The 20247-nt window shown below is 62.4% G+C and carries 11 protein-coding genes, 2 tRNA genes and 2 rRNA genes; 3 read left to right on the plus strand and 12 right to left on the minus strand.

Going from position 1 to position 20247, the window contains the following annotated elements:
• Positions 1–123: 123 nt before the first annotated feature.
• From ACQ5J0_RS14430 to ACQ5J0_RS14450, 5 genes are all read right to left on the minus strand, one after another.
• A 23S ribosomal RNA gene (locus ACQ5J0_RS14430) occupies positions 124–2917 on the minus strand.
• Positions 2918–3200: 283 nt separating this feature from the next.
• Positions 3201–3276: transfer RNA gene (locus ACQ5J0_RS14435), tRNA-Ala, on the minus strand.
• 15 nt (positions 3277–3291) lie between these two features.
• Positions 3292–3368: transfer RNA gene (locus ACQ5J0_RS14440), tRNA-Ile, on the minus strand.
• 195 nt (positions 3369–3563) lie between these two features.
• Positions 3564–5052: ribosomal RNA gene (locus tag ACQ5J0_RS14445) — 16S ribosomal RNA — on the minus strand.
• Together the 16S and 23S rRNA genes with 2 tRNA genes alongside form the textbook arrangement of a ribosomal RNA operon.
• A gap of 693 nt (positions 5053–5745) precedes the next feature.
• Entirely contained in the window at positions 5746–7926 is a 2181-nt protein-coding gene (locus ACQ5J0_RS14450) for a ComEC/Rec2 family competence protein (RefSeq protein ID WP_462568276.1), read from the minus strand.
• A 28-nt stretch (positions 7927–7954) separates the two neighbouring features.
• On the opposite strand from ACQ5J0_RS14450, the gene gltX reads away from it, so the two are divergent.
• On the plus strand, positions 7955–9406 hold the full coding sequence (gene gltX, locus ACQ5J0_RS14455) for a glutamate--tRNA ligase (RefSeq protein WP_462568277.1): 1452 nt from the start codon (positions 7955–7957) through the stop codon (positions 9404–9406).
• Positions 9407–9423: 17 nt separating this feature from the next.
• Positions 9424–10710 carry a citrate synthase gene (locus ACQ5J0_RS14460; protein WP_462568278.1) on the plus strand — a complete coding sequence of 429 codons (1287 nt, stop codon included), beginning with the start codon at positions 9424–9426 and terminating at the stop codon, positions 10708–10710.
• A gap of 54 nt (positions 10711–10764) precedes the next feature.
• Here ACQ5J0_RS14460 and ACQ5J0_RS14465 read toward each other — a convergent pair whose 3' ends face one another.
• The 4 genes from ACQ5J0_RS14465 to ACQ5J0_RS14480 form a co-directional block, all read right to left on the minus strand.
• The gene (locus ACQ5J0_RS14465; protein WP_462568279.1) at positions 10765–12210 is read right to left on the minus strand and encodes a sensor histidine kinase; all 1446 of its coding nucleotides are present in this window, start codon (positions 12208–12210) and stop codon (positions 10765–10767) included.
• Between the two features lie 3 nt (positions 12211–12213).
• Positions 12214–13188, minus strand: coding sequence for a hypothetical protein (locus ACQ5J0_RS14470; RefSeq protein ID WP_462568280.1), 975 nt, complete (start codon positions 13186–13188; stop codon positions 12214–12216).
• 23 nt (positions 13189–13211) lie between these two features.
• Positions 13212–14435, minus strand: coding sequence for a hypothetical protein (locus ACQ5J0_RS14475; protein ID WP_462568281.1), 1224 nt, complete (start codon positions 14433–14435; stop codon positions 13212–13214).
• A gap of 91 nt (positions 14436–14526) precedes the next feature.
• A complete protein-coding gene (locus ACQ5J0_RS14480) occupies positions 14527–14826 on the minus strand; it encodes an Hpt domain-containing protein (RefSeq protein WP_462568282.1) in 300 nt (99 codons plus the stop codon).
• A gap of 66 nt (positions 14827–14892) precedes the next feature.
• On the opposite strand from ACQ5J0_RS14480, the gene ACQ5J0_RS14485 reads away from it, so the two are divergent.
• Positions 14893–17520, plus strand: a complete 2628-nt coding sequence (locus ACQ5J0_RS14485) for a coiled-coil domain-containing protein (protein ID WP_462568283.1) — start codon at positions 14893–14895, stop codon at positions 17518–17520.
• A gap of 1 nt (position 17521) precedes the next feature.
• Here ACQ5J0_RS14485 and ACQ5J0_RS14490 read toward each other — a convergent pair whose 3' ends face one another.
• The 3 genes from ACQ5J0_RS14490 to ACQ5J0_RS14500 are packed head-to-tail and all read right to left on the minus strand — an operon-like array spanning position 17522 to position 20242.
• Positions 17522–17797, minus strand: coding sequence for a DUF1467 family protein (locus ACQ5J0_RS14490; RefSeq protein WP_462568284.1), 276 nt, complete (start codon positions 17795–17797; stop codon positions 17522–17524).
• A 4-nt stretch (positions 17798–17801) separates the two neighbouring features.
• Entirely contained in the window at positions 17802–19454 is a 1653-nt protein-coding gene (locus ACQ5J0_RS14495) for a ribonuclease J (RefSeq protein ID WP_462568285.1), read from the minus strand.
• A complete protein-coding gene (locus ACQ5J0_RS14500) occupies positions 19451–20242 on the minus strand; it encodes a type III pantothenate kinase (RefSeq protein WP_462570132.1) in 792 nt (263 codons plus the stop codon). The genes ACQ5J0_RS14495 and ACQ5J0_RS14500 overlap by 4 nt, the downstream gene beginning before the upstream one ends.
• Positions 20243–20247: the final 5 nt, after the last annotated feature.

The raw sequence follows: 20247 nt of genomic DNA on the forward strand, positions 1-20247 counted from the left end.
TGAGGGTTTTTAAATCGATGCATGCCACATCCAAAGGATGTGACGGGCGTTATCCGGCTTTCGATATCCTCCACATCGAGGACAACCTGTCTTGCGACAGGGCTGTCGATGATGGTGGGATTCATCAAGCGCGAAAAGAACTATTAGGACTGGTTAGCTTCACGCATTACTGCGCTTCCACACCCAGCCTATCAACGTCGTGGTCTACGACGGTTCGAAGATTGCTTATCTCAAGGGAGGCTTCCCGCTTAGATGCTTTCAGCGGTTATCCCGTCCATACATAGCTACCCAGCGGCACTCTTGGCAGAATGACTGGTACACCAGAGGTATGTTCACCCCGGTCCTCTCGTACTAGGGGCAACTCCTTTCAACAATCGACGCCCACGGCAGATAGGGACCAAACTGTCTCGCGACGTTCTGAACCCAGCTCACGTACCACTTTAATTGGCGAACAGCCAAACCCTTGGGACCTGCTCCAGCCCCAGGATGTGATGAGCCGACATCGAGGTGCCAAACGATTCCGTCGATATGAGCTCTTGGGAATCATCAGCCTGTTATCCCCGGCGTACCTTTTATCCGTTGAGCGATGGCCCTTCCACGAGGGACCACCGGATCACTATGACCGACTTTCGTCTCTGCTCGACTCGTCAGTCTCGCAGTCAGGCAGGCTTATGCCATTGCACTCTCGCAGACGGTTTCCAACCGTCCTGAGCCTACCATCGCGCGCCTCCGTTACTCTTTAGGAGGCGACCGCCCCAGTCAAACTACCCGCCACAGAGGGTCCTTACACCGGATAACGGTGCGAAGTTAGACATCAGAAAACAGCAGGGTGGTATTTCACCTATGGCTCCACTTGGACTGGCGCCCAAGTTTCAAAGCCTCCCACCTATGCTACACAACTCTTTCCTAATGCCACTCTGAAGCTGCAGTAAAGGTGCACGGGGTCTTTCCGTCTAACCGCGGGTACTCCGCATCTTCACGGAGAATTCAATTTCGCTGAGCATATCCTGGAGACAGTGGGGAAGTCGTTACGCCATTCGTGCAGGTCGGAACTTACCCGACAAGGAATTTCGCTACCTTAGGACCGTTATAGTTACGGCCGCCGTTTACTGGGGCTTCAATTCGGAGCTTGCACTCCTCCTCTTAACCTTCCAGCACCGGGCAGGCGTCAGACCCTATACGTCGTCTTGAAGCCGACTTAGCAGAGTCCTGTGTTTTTGATAAACAGTCGCTACCCCCTGGCCTGTGCCCCCTCCACACTGGTTGCCCAGTGAGAGGGCCTCCTTCTTCCGAAGGTACGGAGGCAATTTGCCGAGTTCCTTCAGGATACTTCTCTCAAGCGCCTTGGTATACTCTACCTGACCACCTGTGTCGGTTTCGGGTACGGTCTATATGAAGAGGCTATTTCCTGGGACCACTTGGCTGCATGCTCAATCCAATAAGAACACACAACTTCCACAATCCGTCACACATCTTCAGGCCCACGAATATTAACGTGGTTCCCATCGACTACCCCCTTCGGGCTCGTCTTAGGGGCCGGCTCACCCTGCGCCGATTAGCGTTGCGCAGGAACCCTTGGTCTTTCGGCGAAAGGGCATCTCACCCTTTTTATCGCTACTCATGTCAGCATTCGCACTTCCGATACGTCCACCGTCGGTTACCCTTCGGCTTCATCCGCTTACGGAACGCTCCGCTACCGCTTGGATCCGAAGATCCAAACCCTAAGCTTCGGTGCATCACTTTAGCCCCGTTACATCTTCGCCGCAGGAACCCTTAATTAGACCAGTGAGCTGTTACGCTTTCTTTAAAGGATGGCTGCTTCTAAGCCAACCTCCTGGTTGTTTTGGGATTCCCACATGCTTTCCCACTTAGTGATGACTTGGGGACCTTAGCTGTAGGTTAGGGCTGTTTCCCTTTTGACGACGGACCTTAGCACCCGCCGTCTGTCTGCCAGACAAGTCTCGATGGTATTCGGAGTTTGGTTAGGTTTGGTACCGCTCGCGCAGCCCTAGCCCATCCAGTGCTCTACCCCCATCGGCATACATCTGACGCTCTACCTCAATAGATTTCGCGGAGAACCAGCTATTTCCCGGCTTGATTGGCCTTTCACCCCTAAACACAACTCATCCGATAATTTTTCAACATTAAACGGTTCGGTCCTCCAGTGCGTGTTACCGCACCTTCAACCTGGTCATGCCTAGATCGCCGGGTTTCGGGTCTAATCCAACATACTCAGTCGCCCTATTCAGACTCGCTTTCGCTGCGCCTACACCTAACGGCTTAAGCTTGCATGTTAGATTAAGTCACTGACCCATTATGCAAGAGGTACGCTGTCACCCCTCAAGGAGGCTCCAACTGCTTGTAAGCATTCGGTTTCAGGTACTGTTTCACTCCCCTAATCGGGGTGCTTTTCACCTTTCCCTCACGGTACTTGTTCGCTATCGGTCATGTACGAGTATTTAGGCTTGGAGGGTGGTCCCCCCATGTTCAGACAGGATTTCACGTGTCCCGCCCTACTCGAGTCCTTTCACATCACTTTCGCATACGGGGCTGTCACCCGCTATGGCCACTCTTCCCAAAGTGTTCTGCTAATTCAATGAAAGGCACTGGCCTGGTCCGCGTTCGCTCGCCACTACTAACGGAATCTCGGTTGATGTCTTTTCCTCCGGGTACTGAGATGTTTCAGTTCCCCGGGTTCGCTTCACCAAGTCTATCTTATTCAACTTAGTGATACCTTATCCACCTCGCCCGGCCTCCCCGAAGGAAGACTGGAAGAAATGGTGAAGGTGGGTTCCCCCATTCGGAAATCGTCGGATCAAAGATTGCTCACATCTCCCCGACGCTTATCGCAGCGTGCCACGTCCTTCTTCGCCTGTACATGCCAAGGCATCCACCAAATGCTCTTACCTCACGCTTGAGAATCCACACCATCAACGACAGCCCTGCATAACGGCTGCGCGTCCTTGCGACGGCATGGAGGATTATCTCAGCCAGATAATCATTAATTGATTGTGTGATGATATCGATCGCGCGGTTCTGTGACCCGAAGGCCGCAAACCCTTGCGACGATACCGCCACGGCATCGATTTAAAAACCCATTCACAATGTCAAAGACGCAAGAGGCAAATCCTCTCACTACCGACGCCTAGGGAAAACCCTGGGCCGGATCTGTTTCGTTTCATCCTGGAGAATGTTTTGGCTGGTGGAGCCTATCGGGATCGAACCGATGACCCCCTGCTTGCAAAGCAGGTGCTCTCCCAGCTGAGCTAAGGCCCCGTAACCAAAAGAAGATGGTGGGCCTGAGTGGATTCGAACCACTGACCTCACCCTTATCAGGGGTGCGCTCTAACCAACTGAGCTACAGGCCCATCCCGTCACCAGGCAGGCCGCCATTCTTGCGAATGGCAAGCCGCGGGCGGCGTGAGCCAGCTCAGGCGCAAACACCGATCTCGCGATCGGCGTTTCTCCAGTGATGAAAGGACATGAGGACGACGGCATGTTTCTTTGAAAAGGTGCGAAGCACTTCCAGAGGCTAGCTCCGGCGCTTTCGTACCAATCCTTAGAAAGGAGGTGATCCAGCCGCAGGTTCCCCTACGGCTACCTTGTTACGACTTCACCCCAGTCGCTGAACCCACCGTGGTTGGCTGCCTCCTGCAAGCAGGTTAGCGCACCACCTTCGGGTGAATCCAACTCCCATGGTGTGACGGGCGGTGTGTACAAGGCCTGGGAACGTATTCACCGCGGCATGCTGATCCGCGATTACTAGCGATTCCGCCTTCATGGACTCGAGTTGCAGAGTCCAATCCGAACTGAGACATCTTTTGGAGATTAGCTCACACTCGCGTGATAGCTGCCCACTGTAGATGCCATTGTAGCACGTGTGTAGCCCAGCCTGTAAGGGCCATGAGGACTTGACGTCATCCCCACCTTCCTCCGGCTTATCACCGGCAGTTTCCTTAAAGTGCCCAACTGAATGATGGCAACTAAGGACGAGGGTTGCGCTCGTTGCGGGACTTAACCCAACATCTCACGACACGAGCTGACGACAGCCATGCAGCACCTGTCACTAGGTCCCCGAAGGGAAGAAATCTGTCTCCAGAAGTCGTCCTAGGATGTCAAAGGCTGGTAAGGTTCTGCGCGTTGCTTCGAATTAAACCACATGCTCCACCGCTTGTGCAGGCCCCCGTCAATTCCTTTGAGTTTTAATCTTGCGACCGTACTCCCCAGGCGGATAACTTAATGCGTTAGCTGCGCCACCCAGGCTCTAAGAGCCCGGACAGCTAGTTATCATCGTTTACGGCGTGGACTACCAGGGTATCTAATCCTGTTTGCTCCCCACGCTTTCGCACCTCAGCGTCAATAACTGTCCAGCGAGTCGCCTTCGCCACTGGTGTTCTTCCGAATATCTACGAATTTCACCTCTACACTCGGAATTCCACTCGCCTCTCCAGTATTCTAGTCTACCAGTTTCAGAGGCAGTTCCGGGGTTGAGCCCCGGGATTTCACCCCTGACTTGATAAGCCGCCTACGCGCGCTTTACGCCCAGTAATTCCGAACAACGCTAGCTCCCTCCGTATTACCGCGGCTGCTGGCACGGAGTTAGCCGGAGCTTATTCTCTGGGTACTGTCATTATCATCCCCAGTAAAAGAGCTTTACAACCCTAAGGCCTTCATCACTCACGCGGCATTGCTGGATCAGGCTTTCGCCCATTGTCCAATATTCCCCACTGCTGCCTCCCGTAGGAGTCTGGGCCGTGTCTCAGTCCCAGTGTGGCTGATCATCCTCTCAGACCAGCTATGGATCGTCGGCTTGGTAGGCCTTTACCCCACCAACTACCTAATCCAACGCGGGCCCATCTAAAGGCGATAAATCTTTGGTCCGAAGACATCATTCGGTATTAGCAGTCGTTTCCAACTGTTATCCCGAACCTAAAGGCAGGTTCCCACGCGTTACGCACCCGTGCGCCACTAGACCCGAAGGTCTCGTTCGACTTGCATGTGTTAGGCATGCCGCCAGCGTTCGTTCTGAGCCAGGATCAAACTCTCAAGTTTGTGTCATACACCAAACCGGCACGGTAAACCGCAATCCGGCAAGGCATAAGCTTCAAGGAGCCGATACCTGCACATCAAACGTAATGGATACGAATGAACATGCATCATCGCTACGCAGGCTGTGACCCGCATAGGATGTGGCAATCGGCATAGTTAAACCGGTATCCGGAGCCTTAAAACCCCCGGACCGGGCGCCGTCGCCCACATGTCCCTTCATCAAATTTCAACAATGTCAAAGAGCACACCAACATGATAAAGCGGACAGCAATCGTATCCCCGATTTACACCGGGGGACCGGCTATCCGTTTATGTTGGCGACCGTTGCTGCGAAGCCGGTTAGAAACCGTCAGCGCCGCGTCGGTGGAAGGTCATCTAGGTGGCTTTCCGATTCGGGTCAACCCTTGTTTGCATGCCTTGTTTGCATGCCTTGTTTGCATGGCCGTGGCAGAGGAGCATCTGATCGGCCCGTCTAGTGAGCGGATCGGATGATTGAAGCTACAGCAGGTGGCAGGATCCGGAACGCCGAAGCTGTCTTCCGACCAATCCGCTAGGTCATTGGTCCGCAAAACGTGAGCAAAGCGCGATTCCAACCCGAGGTCGCATGATTGCTACTGTCTGCGCCGTTGGATAGGCATGACGAAGACTCAGTGGCCATCGAGCGAGAAGCAGCCGCCACGCTTAGTAGCGGCGCCGTCAATTGCGCTGACCTCGCCACCAGCCGTGTTCGCCTTGTCCTTGCGCCACTGTGCGGACTTCACCGGTTCCCAGATAGACAAGCGTCCCGCCCTCGCGTTCGAGGAACCGCCGATCTGCCTTGAGCCACAACGGACGGCAGCTGCGCGGCAGATGCCGCTCTGCGACGACGATATGCGCGCGGTCGCAGGCTGCGGCCAGCGCGCGCTCCTCGACCATGTCGCGCCCCCGCGCCATGAGGACATGCCAACTGCGGTCCCCGCGTCGCAGCGTGATCGCGCAGAATTCGGGGGTGCATTGCGCTCCCGGCCAGCGGTCGAGCGGAACCACTTCGCCCGCCGACCCTGCCATCTCCAGCAGATTGTCGCGAGCGTAGGAGCTCCGGCTTTCGCGCAGGACCAGCAACCGCTCGTCTTCTCCGACGATCCCGACGTGGCGCCCGTCCCGGGTGATCAGCAGGTCGGCCTTAGGCGCCGCGAGGAACATCGCCGCGCCCAGCACCACCGGAACCAGCCCCCATGCCCGCGCCCTGCCCCGCCACAGCGCCAGCCAGGCAAGTCCGGCGAGGATCGTCAGCAGCGTGCCCAGCCGCATCTGCGGAATCAGCTTCACCGCGCCGGGTTGTTCGGCCACCGCGCGCGCCAGAGCCAGCAGCAATTCGAGCGAGGTCCCCACGACCCACCAGACCGGCCCGCCGAGCCCGGCGAGATCGAGCAATAGCGCCAGCGCCAGAGCCGGCATGGTAACAAAGGTCACCAGCGGAATGCCGACTACATTGGCGAAGGCTCCGTAGATTCCGGCGCGGTGGAAATGAAATAGCACCACCGGCATCAGCGCGAATTCGATCAGCAGCCCGGTGAGGAACAGGATCGCGGCGCGGCGCCCCGTCCGGGCGAACCAGCTTTCCTCGCGCGCGGCGAGGAAGCGCTTCACCCAGCCCGCACCGCTCAACGCGACGATCGCGATCACCGCGGAGAAGCTCATCTGGAAGCTCGGCCCGACCAGAGCCTCGGGCCACAGCAGCAGGACCCCGAACCCCGCCACCGCGACCATCCGCATCGACAGCGCCTCGCGCCCGAGGCTGATTGCCAGCAGAACCAGCAAAGCTGCGACGCAGCTGCGCACCGTCGGCACTTCGGCACCGGTCAACAGCGTGTAGCCGATCCCCGCCAGCGCCCCAATCGCGGCGGCCACCAGTGGCAGTCGCACCCGCAAGACCAGCCACGGCCAGAGCGCGAGCAGTTTCATCGCCAGGAAATAGGCGGCGGCGATGACCGCGCTGACATGCACGCCGCTGATCGAAAGCAGGTGATAGAGCCCCGAATCGCGCATCGCGATGTCGTCCTCTTCGGCGATCGAGCCGCGGTCCCCGCTGGCGAAAGCAGCCGCGATCGAACCGGGCGAACCATCCAGCCGCGCGCGGACATGCGCGCTGAGCCGTCGCTGCGCCGCCGCCAGCGCGTCGCCTTCGCTCGCCGGCTCGACCAGTTCGATATCGCCCGCCAGCGATCCCGTCGCGGCCAGACCCTCGAACCAGGCGGCGCGGGCAAAATCGTAGGTCCCCGGCAGGATCGGCGGTGCGGGTGGCATCAGCCTGGCGCGCAAGCGGATCCGCGCACCTTCGGTGAAGGAGGGGTCGTCGCGCGCCACCGGGACGTTGACCCGCACCTTCATCGCCCGTGCCGTTTCCGGATGACGCGCGGCAAGGACCAGACGGACACGATCCTCGGCCGGCTGTTCGTCGCGCGAGAGAATCCGGGCGTCGAGTTGCATCATCTGCGGGTGGTCGATGGCGGGTGCTCCGACCATTTCCGATCGGGCCCAGATCGTGGTCATGCCCGCGGCGAGCATGAGGCAGAGCGCGACAACCGTGACCAGCAGGCGGATCCGGTCCTCGCGAGCGCGCCACGCTGCGATCGCGGCCCCGGCGCCCCCTGCGCAGAGCGTGAGAAATCCGACCCACTGCAGCGCGTTGTCGAGCAGGAACCAGGCTCCGATCCCGCCGGCGAAACCCACGGTAAGCCACGGCCCCCGGTCGAATCCCGCATCGGTGAGGAAAGCCTCTGCGGCGTCGCCAACTCTGGACATGCAGAGCCGCTTGCGCCATGGGCGCTGCACTGCAGCATCGCTCGGCCCCCCGGCCCCCGGATGCGGCACCTCCGGCGCTGTCGGCGTCGCCATGCAGACATTTGAAGGGAAACGAGAGACGATGGCAAGCGATAGCATCGCGACAGGACAACAGGTCGTGACGCGCTTCGCCCCCTCGCCCACCGGCTTCCTGCACATCGGCGGCGCGCGCACCGCGCTGTTCAACTGGCTGTTCGCCCGCCACCACGGCGGCAAGGCGCTGCTCCGGATCGAGGATACCGACGCCAAGCGCTCGACGCAGGACGCGATCGACAAGATCCTCGAAGGGCTCGACTGGCTCGGCCTCGATTACGACGAAGCGCCGGTCTTTCAGTCGCAGCGCGCCGATCGCCATCGCGCGGTCGCGCTGGCGCTGCTCGAGGGCGGACACGCCTACAAATGCTTCGCCAGCTCCGAGGAGCTGGAAACGATGCGCGCCGAGCAGCGCGCCGCCAAGCAACCGATGCGCTACGACGGTCGCTGGCGCGACCGCGATCCCGGCGAGGCGCCCGAGGGCGCACCCTACACCGTCCGGCTCAAGACCCCGGCCGCGGGCGAGACCGCGATCGACGATGCGGTGCAAGGCCGCGTGACCGTGCAGAATGTCGAGATCGACGATTACATCCTGCTGCGCGCCGATGGCAACCCGACCTATATGCTCGCGGTGGTGGTCGACGATCACGACATGGGCGTGACCCATGTCATCCGCGGCGACGACCATCTCAACAACGCCTTCCGCCAGTTGCCGATCTATCATGCGATGGACGCGATCGAGGGTGGCTGGCCCCAGCCGGTCTATGCCCATGTGCCGCTGATCCACGGGGCCGATGGCGCCAAGCTTTCCAAGCGGCACGGCGCGGTCGGGGTCGAGGCTTACCGCGACGAAGAGGGCGTGCTTCCCGAGGCGCTGTTCAACTACCTGCTGCGGCTCGGCTGGGGTCACGGCGACCGCGAGGAGATCACCCGCGACGAAGCGGTCGAGCTGTTCGATCTCGCGGGTGTCGGCAAGAGCGCCTCGCGTTTCGACATCAAGAAGCTGCAGAACCTCAACGGGCATTATATCCGCGAGGCAGACGACGCGCGGCTAGCGGCGCTGGTTGCGGAACGTATCGGACCCGAGGCGGACCTGGAACTGCTGACGCGCGCCATGCCGGTGCTGAAGCCTCGGGCGAAGCATTTGGGCGAGCTGGCCGAGGGCGCTGCATTTCTGTTCGCCGTCCGTCCGCTCGCAATCACCGACAAGGCAGCGTCCTTGCTCGACGCCGACGGCCGCGAGCGATTGGGTGCTGTTTCCGCGGCTTTGCGCGCGGAAAATGACTGGACAATCGAGACCCTCGAGGCCACTACCAAGGCGCTCGCCGAACGCCTCGATATCGGGCTCGGCAAGCTCGCTCAGCCCATGCGCGCTGCGCTCACCGGGACGACCACATCCCCGGGCATTTTCGACGTATTGGTCCTGTTGGGGAAGGATGAGGCGCTGGCGCGCATCGACGCGCAGGCCGCCGATCCCGCAGGTACCGCAGACAACGGCTAACAGTCCAAGGAGCCACGATGACCGACACCCAGGCCAAACTCGAAATCGGCAGCGACAGCGTAGACTTTCCCGTGCTGCAGGGCAGTTGCGGACCCGACGTGGTCGATATCCGCAAGCTTTATGGCTCGACCGGCAAGTTCACCTTCGATCCCGGCTACAAATCGACCGCCAGCTGCGAAAGCGCGCTGACCTTCATCGATGGCGAGGAAGGCGTGCTGCTTCACCGCGGCTACCCGATCGGGCAGCTAGCCGAGAGTTCCAGCTTCATGGAAGTTTCCTACCTTCTGCTCAACGGCGAACTGCCCAGCCAGACCGAGCTCGACGATTTCGACTACACGATCACGCGGCACACCATGCTGCACGATCAGCTTCGCCAATTCTATCAGGGCTTCCGGCGCGATGCGCATCCGATGGCGATCATGTGCGGCGTCGTTGGCGCGCTCTCGGCCTTTTATCACGACAGCACCGACATTTCGGATCCCGAGCATCGCAAGATCAGCTCGCATCGTTTGATCGCCAAGATGCCCACCATCGCAGCCTGGGCCTATAAATACTCGATCGGCCAGCCCTTCCTGCAGCCCGACAATTCGCTCAGCTACACCGGCAATTTCATGCGCATGACCTTCGGCGTCCCCGCCGAGGAATATGAACTGCATCCGGCGGTGGAGAAGGCGATGGACCGGATATTCATCCTCCATGCCGATCACGAGCAGAACGCCTCGACCTCGACCGTGCGCCTGGCGGGTTCGTCGGGTGCCAACCCCTTCGCCTGCATCGCCGCCGGCATCGCCTGCCTGTGGGGTCCGGCGCATGGCGGCGCCAACGAGGCGGCGCTCAACATGCTCAAGGAAATCGGCACTCCCGACCGCATTCCGCACTATATCGAGCGGGCCAAGGACAAGAACGATCCGTTCCGCCTGATGGGCTTCGGCCACCGCGTGTACAAGAATTACGACCCGCGCGCGACGGTGATGCAGAAGACCGTCCGCGAGGTTTTCGAAGCGCTCAACGTCACCGACCCCGTCTTCGAGACCGCGATGCAGTTGGAAGAGATCGCGCTCAACGACGATTATTTCCGCGAGAAGAAGCTGTTCCCCAATGTCGATTTCTACTCCGGGATCATCCTTTCCGCGATCGGCTTCCCGACCACGATGTTCACCGCGCTGTTCGCGCTGGCGCGCACCGTCGGCTGGGTGTCGCAGTGGAACGAAATGATCTCCGATCCCGGCCAGGTCATCGGTCGTCCGCGTCAGCTTTACACCGGCCCCACAGAGCGGGACTATGTGTCGATCGACAAGCGCTGAGCGTCGATCAAATCACTGCAAGGGAAAGGGGCGCTTCGGCGCCCCTTTTTCATGTCACTTGGCGCCGGGCAGTTCGGTCGGACCCGGCCCGGAGTTCTCGCGCGGACGGCTGCGCAATTCCTCCGCGGCGGGCACGGACAGGGTAAAGCGGGCGCCCTGTCCCGGCGCGCTTTCGACGGTCAGGTCACCGTCCATCGCTCGGGCGATACGCCGCGAGATATAGAGCCCGAGCCCCGAGCCGCCATCGCCGCTGCGGCCAAGCCGCTCGAACTTTTCGAACACTTTTTCCTGCTGGTCCTCGGGGATGCCGTGGCCCTGGTCCGCCACCGTGATCAGCGCACGCTGACCGATCCGGTCGAGCCGGACCCAGACCTGACTGCCTTCGGGCGAATAGCGGATCGCATTGTTGATCAGATTGATGAGGATTTGCAGCACGCGGCGGAACTCGGCGATCGCCAGCTGGCTCTCGCCTTTCACCGGCGGAACCAGCGTCGTCCCCTTTTCGCGCGCGCGAACCCCGAGAATGCCGCACGCTTGCCGTGCGACGTCGCCCAGATCGATCCGGTCGGGCGCGGTGACGAAATCCTCCGACTCGACCACCTCGAGATCCGACAGGTCGTCGATCAGCGACAGCAGATGCTGGCCCGCGGTGGCGATGTCGGCGGCGTAATCGCTATATTCCTCGGCCAGCGGCCCCGCGAGCTTGGTGCGGATGGTTTCGGCATTGGCGATGATGCGGTTGATCGGCTGGCGCAGTACCGGCGAAATGTCGCGGCCCAGCGAGGGGGCATCGGGAGTGGTCGTCCGGCCGAGTTCCAGTTCCTGCAAGCCCAGCGGCTTGTTAGCCGAGAGGTGAAGTACAAAGCCTGCGCTTCCCGGATCAGGCTGACCGAGCGGCTCGAGATGCGCAGTCCAGCTGCGCTTGGAGCCTTCGACCGTGCATTCCGCGCCATCGAGCAGCCGCCAGTGCAGCGGCTGGCGGTGGGTATTGCCGGGAAAGTCGACAAAATCGGTCCATGGCCGTCCGATCCCCGCCAGCATCGCCAGCTCGAGGCGAGTGAGATCGGGTGCCTCGACCTGGACCGAAAGCACTTGCTGATCGGGATCGAGCCGCGCAGTGAGATCGGACAGGTTGCGCGCGATCTCGCTGCGCCGCCGGGCCGCTTCGACTTCGTCTTCGGGCGGCAGATCCTCGGTCTGCCACGAGACGATCGCGAGTTGGCAGCCGGTCGCCGCGCCATCTGCCGCGGTGGTGGGTTCGATTTCCACCCAGGCTGTGATCCGCTCCTCGCCATCGATCGCACGGAACTGCCGCGCCAACCGCAGGCCGTAGCGCTGCGCCTTCGTCACCAAAGCAAGCAGTTCGGGGATGGCCACCGTTCCGCCGATCTCGCCTCCACAGGCGCGCTGCAGTCCTGCAAGCGGTTCCTCGGCCGTGGCCAGACGGCCCTCGGCATCGACCGTGCCATGCGCCAGATATCGTGTCCCCAGCGTCGCCATCGCTCAGACCCCTCCCCGGCCGGTGCCCAGCGGCATGCTCTGCGCAAGCAAGTGCGCGGCTTCGCGAGTGCCTATCTGGTCGAGACCCTGGGGCGGCAAGTCGTGAGGATGGATACGCAGCAGTTGCGCTTCCACTTCCTGCGGCTTGAGACCTGCCGCGCGCAAGCTCAGTGCCAGGCGTGCTGCCTGTTGCTCGTTGGTGGCGAGCGCGACGATGTCGCGGCTTTGCCCCGAGCGCAGCGCCAGTGCGGAGAGGAACAGCGCGACTCCGCCATGGTCGATCGCCAGCGCCGCATTGGCGCCCGATCCCAAGGTAGTGACAAGCCGGTCGAGCAGCGACAGCCGCCCCGCTCCCTCGTCGAACTCCGCGCGCAGCTTGCTTTCGGCGCGGGTCAGCGCATCGGAGCGTTCGTTGCGGTTGAATACACGCCAGGCCAGAAGCGCTTCGTGCAGCAGATCGCCGGGAAGTTCCGCGATCGGCATTTCCATACGCCGCTGCGCCTGCGCGAAACGCGCCTGCGCCGCAAGCGCGGCCATGGCGGCGCTGGCGATCTGCGTGTCCTCGTGTCCGATCAGCGTCTGCATGAGGGGCGACAGCACGGGATCGAGGGCGCCCTCCTCTTCCAGACCCGAGGCCAAACGCCATTCCAGCGCGAGCGCATGGCAATGTGCGACCAGCAGCGGACTGGAGAAGAAATTCTCGGCCAGTGCCTCGCCATGTTCGTCGGCGAACTGCTCGCGACCCTTCTGCCCCGTCGCCTCCGCCTGGACGCGCAGGACCTGCCGGGCGAGATTGATGAGCATCCCGCGGACCCGCGCGACGATGGCATCACTGAACAGCGACTGGTCGCGCGCGGACAGCAGATGCCCGAGAATCGGACCGATCCGGTCCAGCGCCCGGTCGCCCCGCGCCAGTGCGAGGCGCAGCGCGTCGCCTTCGGGCCAGGCGGTTTCAGCCATCGGATGGGGTTCGATCATGGGTTGCGCGTAGCATGGCGTGGTTAATCCACTGTTAGCCCGCGCTCCTCCTCGTCGCGGAAGAAGAGCGAGCCGAGAACAAGCAACGAAAGGACGGCGCAGAGGAGCTGCGCAAGACCGAAAAATGCCGCAGGCAGAACAAGCGCGAGGAGCAAGATCCGGTCGGCATAGAGGGCCCGCCAGCTGGCAAAGCTCCCCCGAGGCTCAGAATCGAGCGCGAGTTGCTCGCCGAGCCGCAGCAGGCCGAACAGGATTGTGGGCACGAACAGGCGCAGCCAGGCGGAACCCTCGACCGGCATGGTCAATGCAATCAGCGCAACGAGCAGCAGGTCGGCGCCGGCTCGCAAAGCTGCGTCGACCCCGAAGCGCCTGGTGCGATTGCGCGGGGCCCTTCCGAGCCGCTGTATCACGCCAGCAATCGGCAGCAGCACGGCCATCGCCGTTCCCAGCGCCAGCGCCACCAGTGGTTTCCCGATCGTCGCCAGCAGAGCGGCCAGCACGCCTGCTCCCACGGCAGCGAACAGGGGGACCCGCTCGAGCCGGGTGCCGACGATATCGCGCCCGAGCCGGGCGCCGATCCGCTCCGCCGTCGCCAGTCCGGGGGCTGCGAATGATACGGGCGAAACCCGACCGGCGATCCAGCGCTTCTCGCGCTCGAGCAGCGTCGGGGAATCGGCGCGCAGCAGCCAGTCGCCGTTCAGGAGCAGCGCAGGGTCGAGCGCCGTCTGCCGTGTCCCGGCTTGCAGCGCGATGCGCAGCAGTGCCGAGGCAGCTGCGGCGTCGGGCGGCAGATCGGACAGCCGCTCCACGGATTGGCCCCGCGTCCGCAGCATACCCGCCCAGGCGCATTGGCCATCGATCCGCTCGAACCCGAAGCCCAGGGCCGGATCGACCGGAAGGGTCAGCACCCCAGAGCGCTCGTTCAGCAGCCGGACGGCCTCCTCGGCGGCGGGGAGCAGTCCGTCGGCGATCACGAAAATATCGTCATCCGCTTTGACCAGGCCGGATAAGCGGCGCAGATCTTCGATCGCCTGAAAGCGCACCCCCGCGGCTTCCGCGCGGTGCTGGCAGGCGATAACGTCCTGCCCCAGTCCGCCGACTAGGCACACAACGCTCTCGCAGCCGAGATCGATCGCGCAATCGAGCTGATGCGAAAGGATCGAGCGCCCGGCGAAGATCCGGAACGCGCGCTTTCGTCCCTTGTGGTCGGGATCCTCGGCAAGAGCGGTCAGGATGGCGATGCGCAAAGGTGGCGGGTTTCCAAGATTGGTATGAATTCGCCAAGGATAGGGGCAAGCGCACCGCCTGCCAAATCCCAATGCGCCTTCAGCCGGTAGCCTAACCCCGGATTTCGCCCAGATGCGTATGGATTTCGCGCAAGACCGCAGGATCGCCGGGTACTGCGCCAACCGCCATCTGGGCGATACCCATGAGTTGCGTCGCATGAAATCCGCCAGCCAGCGCGTGTAGCCGCCTCGCCGCCATCTCCCAATTCGCGTCGCAGCGCGAACGGCGCATGAGATCGAGTTGGCGTTCGGCGCTGTCAAGGAAGCCGGCCTTGAGTTCGCGCTGGAGCGCTGCGTCTTCACCTGCAGCGGTAGCCAGAGCGGCTTCGAAGGGCCCGGATTGAAATGCCATGGCTCCCCTTGGCACCCCGTGGTTAAAACAGGGTTTAACCGGGAAGCAGGTGTGGTAGTTTCTCGTATGAGCACAGGACCGCATATTCGCGCCGTGGAGGGGGAAGAGATCGATCGGCCCCGTGAAACGCAACTCGACGGCGAGGCTCAAAGCACCGCTCTTCAGGAAGAGTATGCCGTCGCAGACGAGCTGGATTGGGTAGAGGATACACCTGCAAGGCGCAGCTATTCCTGGGCTATCCCCGCCGCGGCGATACTCATCATCCTCGGCTGGACGGCCTTCTTCGGCTGGGCCAACCGGGCGGACATCCTCGGGGGAGCTACGCCGCAGCAATTTATCGGCTGGATCACCGCCTGGGCCGTGCCGGTGTTGCTGGTGATCGGTATCTGGTTGCTGGCCATGCGCAGCTCCTCTCGCGAAGCGAACCGTTTCGGCGATGCCGCGCGCGTACTCTCGCTGGAATCGGAACGGCTCGAGGAGCGGCTGCACCGAATCAACCGCGAACTGAGCATGGCGCGCGATTTCCTCACCACCCAGAGCAGAGAGCTGGAATTCCTCGGTCGTTCGGCGAGCGAGCGAATTTCCGAACATGCAGGACGGTTGCAGGAACTGGTCCAGGACAATGGCGCACAGGTCGATGCGATCGCTAGCGTCAGCACCACGGCCATGGAGAACATGGCCAAACTCCGCGACAATCTTCCGGTGATCGCCACTTCGGCGCGCGATGTCTCGAACCAGATCGGCAGCGCGGGACGCACCGCCACTGCACAGCTCGACGAGCTGGTCTCGGGTTTTGCGCGACTGAACGAGTTCGGCGAGGCGAGCGAGCGGCAGGTGGGATCGCTGCGCGAACGGATCGATGGTACGCTCGACGATCTCGCTGCACGCCTCGACCTTATCGAGGCGGCGGCTGCCGATCGCTTCACGATTTTGCGCTCCGAAAGCGAAGCCTTCCGCACCGAACTCGACGGGCGCGAGATCAATGCTCTCGCCAATATCCGGACACGCGCGGACGCATTGCGGAACGAGATGAACGACCTCGCGCAGGCGCACCGCGAAGACGAAGACAACGCGCTGGTCGAGCGGCGCGCGCGGCTCCGCGTGCTTCGTGACGACGCTGCGGCCACCGCCCAGGCGGTCCGCGACGGGGAAGAGGCGGCACTGTCCGCATGGCGCAGCCAGGTCGAGGCGTTGCATGATCGGTTGAAGGCAGTTCTCGCCGAAGTCGCCCGGCTCGACGCGCAGGCCATCGAAGGCTCTGAGCAAAAGCTGCAGGCGCTCCTTGCCGAGGCGGAGAATGTCGATCTCAAGCTGGCCCGGCGCAAGGAAGTTTTCGACACCCAAATTGCCGAGCGCCGAGAGGAGTTCGCAGCGATCGAGGACAGCGCCCTTGCGGCATTCGAGGAAAATCTTGCTGCGCTCGATCGCAATCTCGCCGAGAGGCGCGATACGCAAGCAGTGCATATCCGAGCGCTGGCGGAACAAGGCGAGGCACTCACCGAACGGGTCGCCGAACTCGGTTTGCAAATGGGGGTGGTGGTCGATCAAGGTCGCGAGACGGGCGATGCCTTAGTTGCCGCGGTCGCCAATCTGCGCGATACGCTGGCGCAGAGCCGTAGCTCGCTCGACGGGACCGACCAAGCCGTCGCCGGCCTTACCGATTCCAGCGTGCGCCTGCTCGAGCTGATCCAAGCCAGTGCCCGGCATGCCAAGGACGATCTGCCCGTGGCTATCGCCGATTTCGAAGACCGTCTTGCGGACGCAGAAGGGCGAACCGACCGACTGCGGGCGACGATGGACGAGGCCAGCCAGGCCGGCACCGCACTCGCCGAAACCGTCGATCTGGCGGACGGCCATAGCCGCGCCGCGATCGCGAACATCGGCGAATTTCGCGAGCGGCTATCCGGGACGATTTCCGAGCAGGCGGAGGCGCTCGACGAATTGCGCGATCGTCTGGATGCCGTTGATACCCAGAACGTCGCCGTCGCCGAACGAGCCCGCGAGGAACTGACCGCTGCCATCACCGAACTGGAGCAGAGGGCGCGCGGCGCGCTGTTCTCGATCGAGAACGAACAGGCAGTGCGGATCCGCAAACTGGCCGACCGTGTCGGCGAGGCGAGCGCGGCGGCTATCGACCGCGCGGTGGAAGAACGCGCAGGCGAGGCGATCGGTTCGCTCGACCAAGCCAGCGACCGCGCGACCGCGGCGAGCCGCCAGGCGGCGCTGTTCCTGCGCGACCAATTGGCCAAGGTGAACGAGCTGGCGAGCAATCTGGAAAGCCGGGTCAGCCGCGCGCGCGAGATGGCCGAGGAACAGGTCGACAATGATTTTAGCCGCCGGGTCGCGCTGATCACCGAATCGCTCAATTCCAATGCCATCGATATCGGCAAGGTCCTCTCGACCGATGTGACCGACCGTGCGTGGACGTCCTATCTGCGCGGCGACCGGGGCATCTTCACCCGGCGCGCGGTGCGGCTGCTCGACAACACCGAAGCCCGCGAAATCGCCGAAATCTACGACGCCGATCCGGATTTCCGGGAGCATGTCAGCCGCTATATTCACGATTTCGAGGCGATGCTCCGCACGCTGCTTTCCACGCGCGACGGCCACGCGCTGGGGGTGACCGTGCTCAGCTCAGATATCGGCAAGCTCTATGTGGCGCTGGCGCAGGCGATAGAGCGGCTGCGCGAATAGCTCAGCCTTCCCTGCCCAACCCGACGAAATCGAGATCGTCTGCCGTTATCCACCCGAAGTCGTAATTGGCGACATACAGCGCGGTTAGCGCTGCGGCGATCACGGTCGCGCGCAGTGCCAGTCTGCCAGGGCGGAAATTTGCCGGGGCACTGTCGGCCTGTCCGGGGATCTTCTCGACCCCGAGTTCGTCGTGAGTCCGCACTCCGAAGGGCAGCATGAGAAAAGCCGTCATCACCCAGACGAGGAAATAGATCGCGACAATCGAGGTCCACTGCATTGCGTCACCCACCGCGCGGCATCAGCACACGCACTTGCGGCTTCTTGCCGGACCAGCGCTGAGCCGCGCGCCGGGCCGCTAGCCGCGCGGCCTCGTGAATATCGCGGCGATCCTGCCGGGCCTTGCCCTTGAGACGAGCGATCGCCTTGACCACATCCGCTTCCGCCTCGGCGACGAAGGCGTCGTAATCCTCATCCAGCGGCAGACCGACGCCTTCGATCCGCGGCTGGAGGCGATCGTCGAGCGCGACGATCAGCACACCGTCGAGCGCGATGCGGCGGCGCATCGTGATCACATCGCCATCGGCAGCCAGAATGATGTCGCCATCGAGAACGAGCCTGCCGGAGCGAACCTCGCCGATCTTGCCGGGCTTCCCGGGCGCTAGGCGGACCATGTCGCCATTCTTCTGATAGACCGAATGCGGGATGCCGCGCGCGCGGCCGAGCCGCGCCTGTTCCTGCATATGGCGCACCTCGCCATGGACCGGCACGAGAATCTCGGGCTGGAGCCACTCGTACAGTGCCTCGAGCTCGGGGCGTCCGGGGTGACCGGAGACATGGATCGCCCCTTCGCGGCCGCTTACCAGCACGATCCCGCTCTCCGCGAGCTTGTTCTGGATCGCACCGATCGCGACTTCATTGCCCGGGATCTGGCGGCTGGAGAACAGGATCACGTCGCCCGCGGTCAGTTCGATCTGATGGTTGCCCTCGGCGATACGGGCGAGCGCGGCGCGCGGTTCGCCCTGCCCCCCGGTGGCGATGATCAGCACCTCGCCGCGAGGCAGCCCCATGGCGGTGTTGAAATCGATCGGCTTGGGCATGTCCTGCAGATAGCCATTGTCCTGCGCGACTTCGATGATGCGGTCGAGTGAACGCCCGGCGACGCAGAGCTGGCGCCCGGTCTCGCGCGCCACTTCGCCCAGCGTGTGCAGCCGTGCGACGTTGCTGGCGAAGGTGGTGACCAGTATCCGGCGCCCCGAATGCTTGCGCGCTTCCTCGAGCAGACCGCGATAGACCGCGCCTTCCGATCCGCTCGGATTCGGATTGAAGACATTGGTGCTGTCGCAGACCATCGCGAGGACGCCCTCGTCGCCTATCTCGCGCAGCTCTTCCTCGGTGGTCGGCACGCCGACGATCGGGTCATCGTCGAGCTTCCAGTCGCCGGTGTGGAACACGGTGCCGTGCGGGGTCTCGATCAGCAGCGCATTGCCCTCGGCGATCGAGTGCGAAAGCGGAATATAGGTGACGTCGAACGCCCCGACCGAGAACTGGCCGTGGTCGTGATCGATGATGTTGAGTTCGATCTCGTCGACGAGCCCCGCTTCCTCGAGTTTGCGGCGGATGAGGTCGGCGGTGAAGGGCGTCGCGTATAGCGGGACCCCGAGCTCCGCTGCGAAATAGGGGATCGCGCCGATATGGTCTTCATGCGCATGGGTCAGGACGATGCCGTCGAGCGTATCGGCGCGCTGCTCGATGAAATCGAGATCGGCGAAGACCAGATCGACGCCGGGATATTGCCCGCCGGAAAAGGTCATTCCCAGATCGACCATCAGCCAGCGCCCGCGGCAGCCGTAGAGATTGACGTTCATGCCGATCTCGCCCGAACCGCCGAGCGCGAGGAAGAGCAATTCGTCTTCGGGGGTGAAATCCTTTTTCAAGAGCCGTGCCGATCCGCAAGAATGGCCAGACCCTCGAGCGTCAGCTCGCCGTCGACATGATCGAACAGCCCGGTGTGTTCGTCGAACAGGACGGCGAGCCCGCCGGTGGCGACCACTTTGCAGGGTCTTCCGATTTCCGCTTTCATACGCGTAACAAGTCCTTCGATCATGGCAATGTAGCCCCAGAATACGCCGATCAGCATCTGATCCTCGGTGTTGCGTCCGATGACGCTGTCACTGCGTGGCTTCTCTATGGCAATGCGCGGAAGCTTGGCGGTGTTCCCCACCAGAGCGTCCAGGGAGAGATTGATGCCGGCGGCGATGATGCCGCCCTTATAGGCACCGGTGAAATCGATCGCGTCGAGAGTGGTCGCGGTTCCGAAGTCGATCACGATCAGATCGCCCTCGTAGCGCGCATGCGCCGCGATGGCGTTGAGCGCGCGATCGGCGCCGAGCGAGCGCGGCTCCTCGACATCGACCTCGATCCCCCAGCCTTCCTCGCCCGCTCCTGCGACGATCGGTTCGACGTCGAAATATTTGTTCGCGAGCACGGTCAAATTGTGGACCGCGCGGGGCACCACCGAGCCGATGATGAACTGCTTCACGTCCTCGCGGCCATAACCCTCGATCTGGAGCAGCTGGAGCAGCCAGACCGCGTATTCGTCGCCGGTGCGGCGCGGATCGGTAGCGATCCGCCAGCGGGTACGGATCGTGCGTCCGCCCTTCCCGTCCCGTTCGAACAGGGCGAAGACAACATTCGTGTTTCCGACATCGGCGACGAGCAGCATGGTCA

The organism is Qipengyuania sp. SM2512, assembly GCF_054954005.1.

Bases quoted from the DNA above. Each gene is read 5' to 3' on its own strand.
- ACQ5J0_RS14500 (WP_462570132.1), bottom strand. From the start codon at position 20,242: ATGCTGCTCGTCGCCGATGTCGGAAACACGAATGTTGTCTTCGCCCTG.
- ACQ5J0_RS14470 (WP_462568280.1), bottom strand. From the start codon at position 13,188: ATGATCGAACCCCATCCGATGGCTGAAACCGCCTGGCCCGAAGGCGAC.
- ACQ5J0_RS14450 (WP_462568276.1), bottom strand. From the start codon at position 7,926: ATGGCGACGCCGACAGCGCCGGAGGTGCCGCATCCGGGGGCCGGGGGG.
- ACQ5J0_RS14490 (WP_462568284.1), bottom strand. From the start codon at position 17,797: ATGCAGTGGACCTCGATTGTCGCGATCTATTTCCTCGTCTGGGTGATG.
- ACQ5J0_RS14485 (WP_462568283.1), top strand. From the start codon at position 14,893: ATGAGCACAGGACCGCATATTCGCGCCGTGGAGGGGGAAGAGATCGAT.
- ACQ5J0_RS14465 (WP_462568279.1), bottom strand. From the start codon at position 12,210: ATGGCGACGCTGGGGACACGATATCTGGCGCATGGCACGGTCGATGCC.
- ACQ5J0_RS14480 (WP_462568282.1), bottom strand. From the start codon at position 14,826: ATGGCATTTCAATCCGGGCCCTTCGAAGCCGCTCTGGCTACCGCTGCA.
- gltX (WP_462568277.1), top strand. From the start codon at position 7,955: ATGGCAAGCGATAGCATCGCGACAGGACAACAGGTCGTGACGCGCTTC.
- ACQ5J0_RS14460 (WP_462568278.1), top strand. From the start codon at position 9,424: ATGACCGACACCCAGGCCAAACTCGAAATCGGCAGCGACAGCGTAGAC.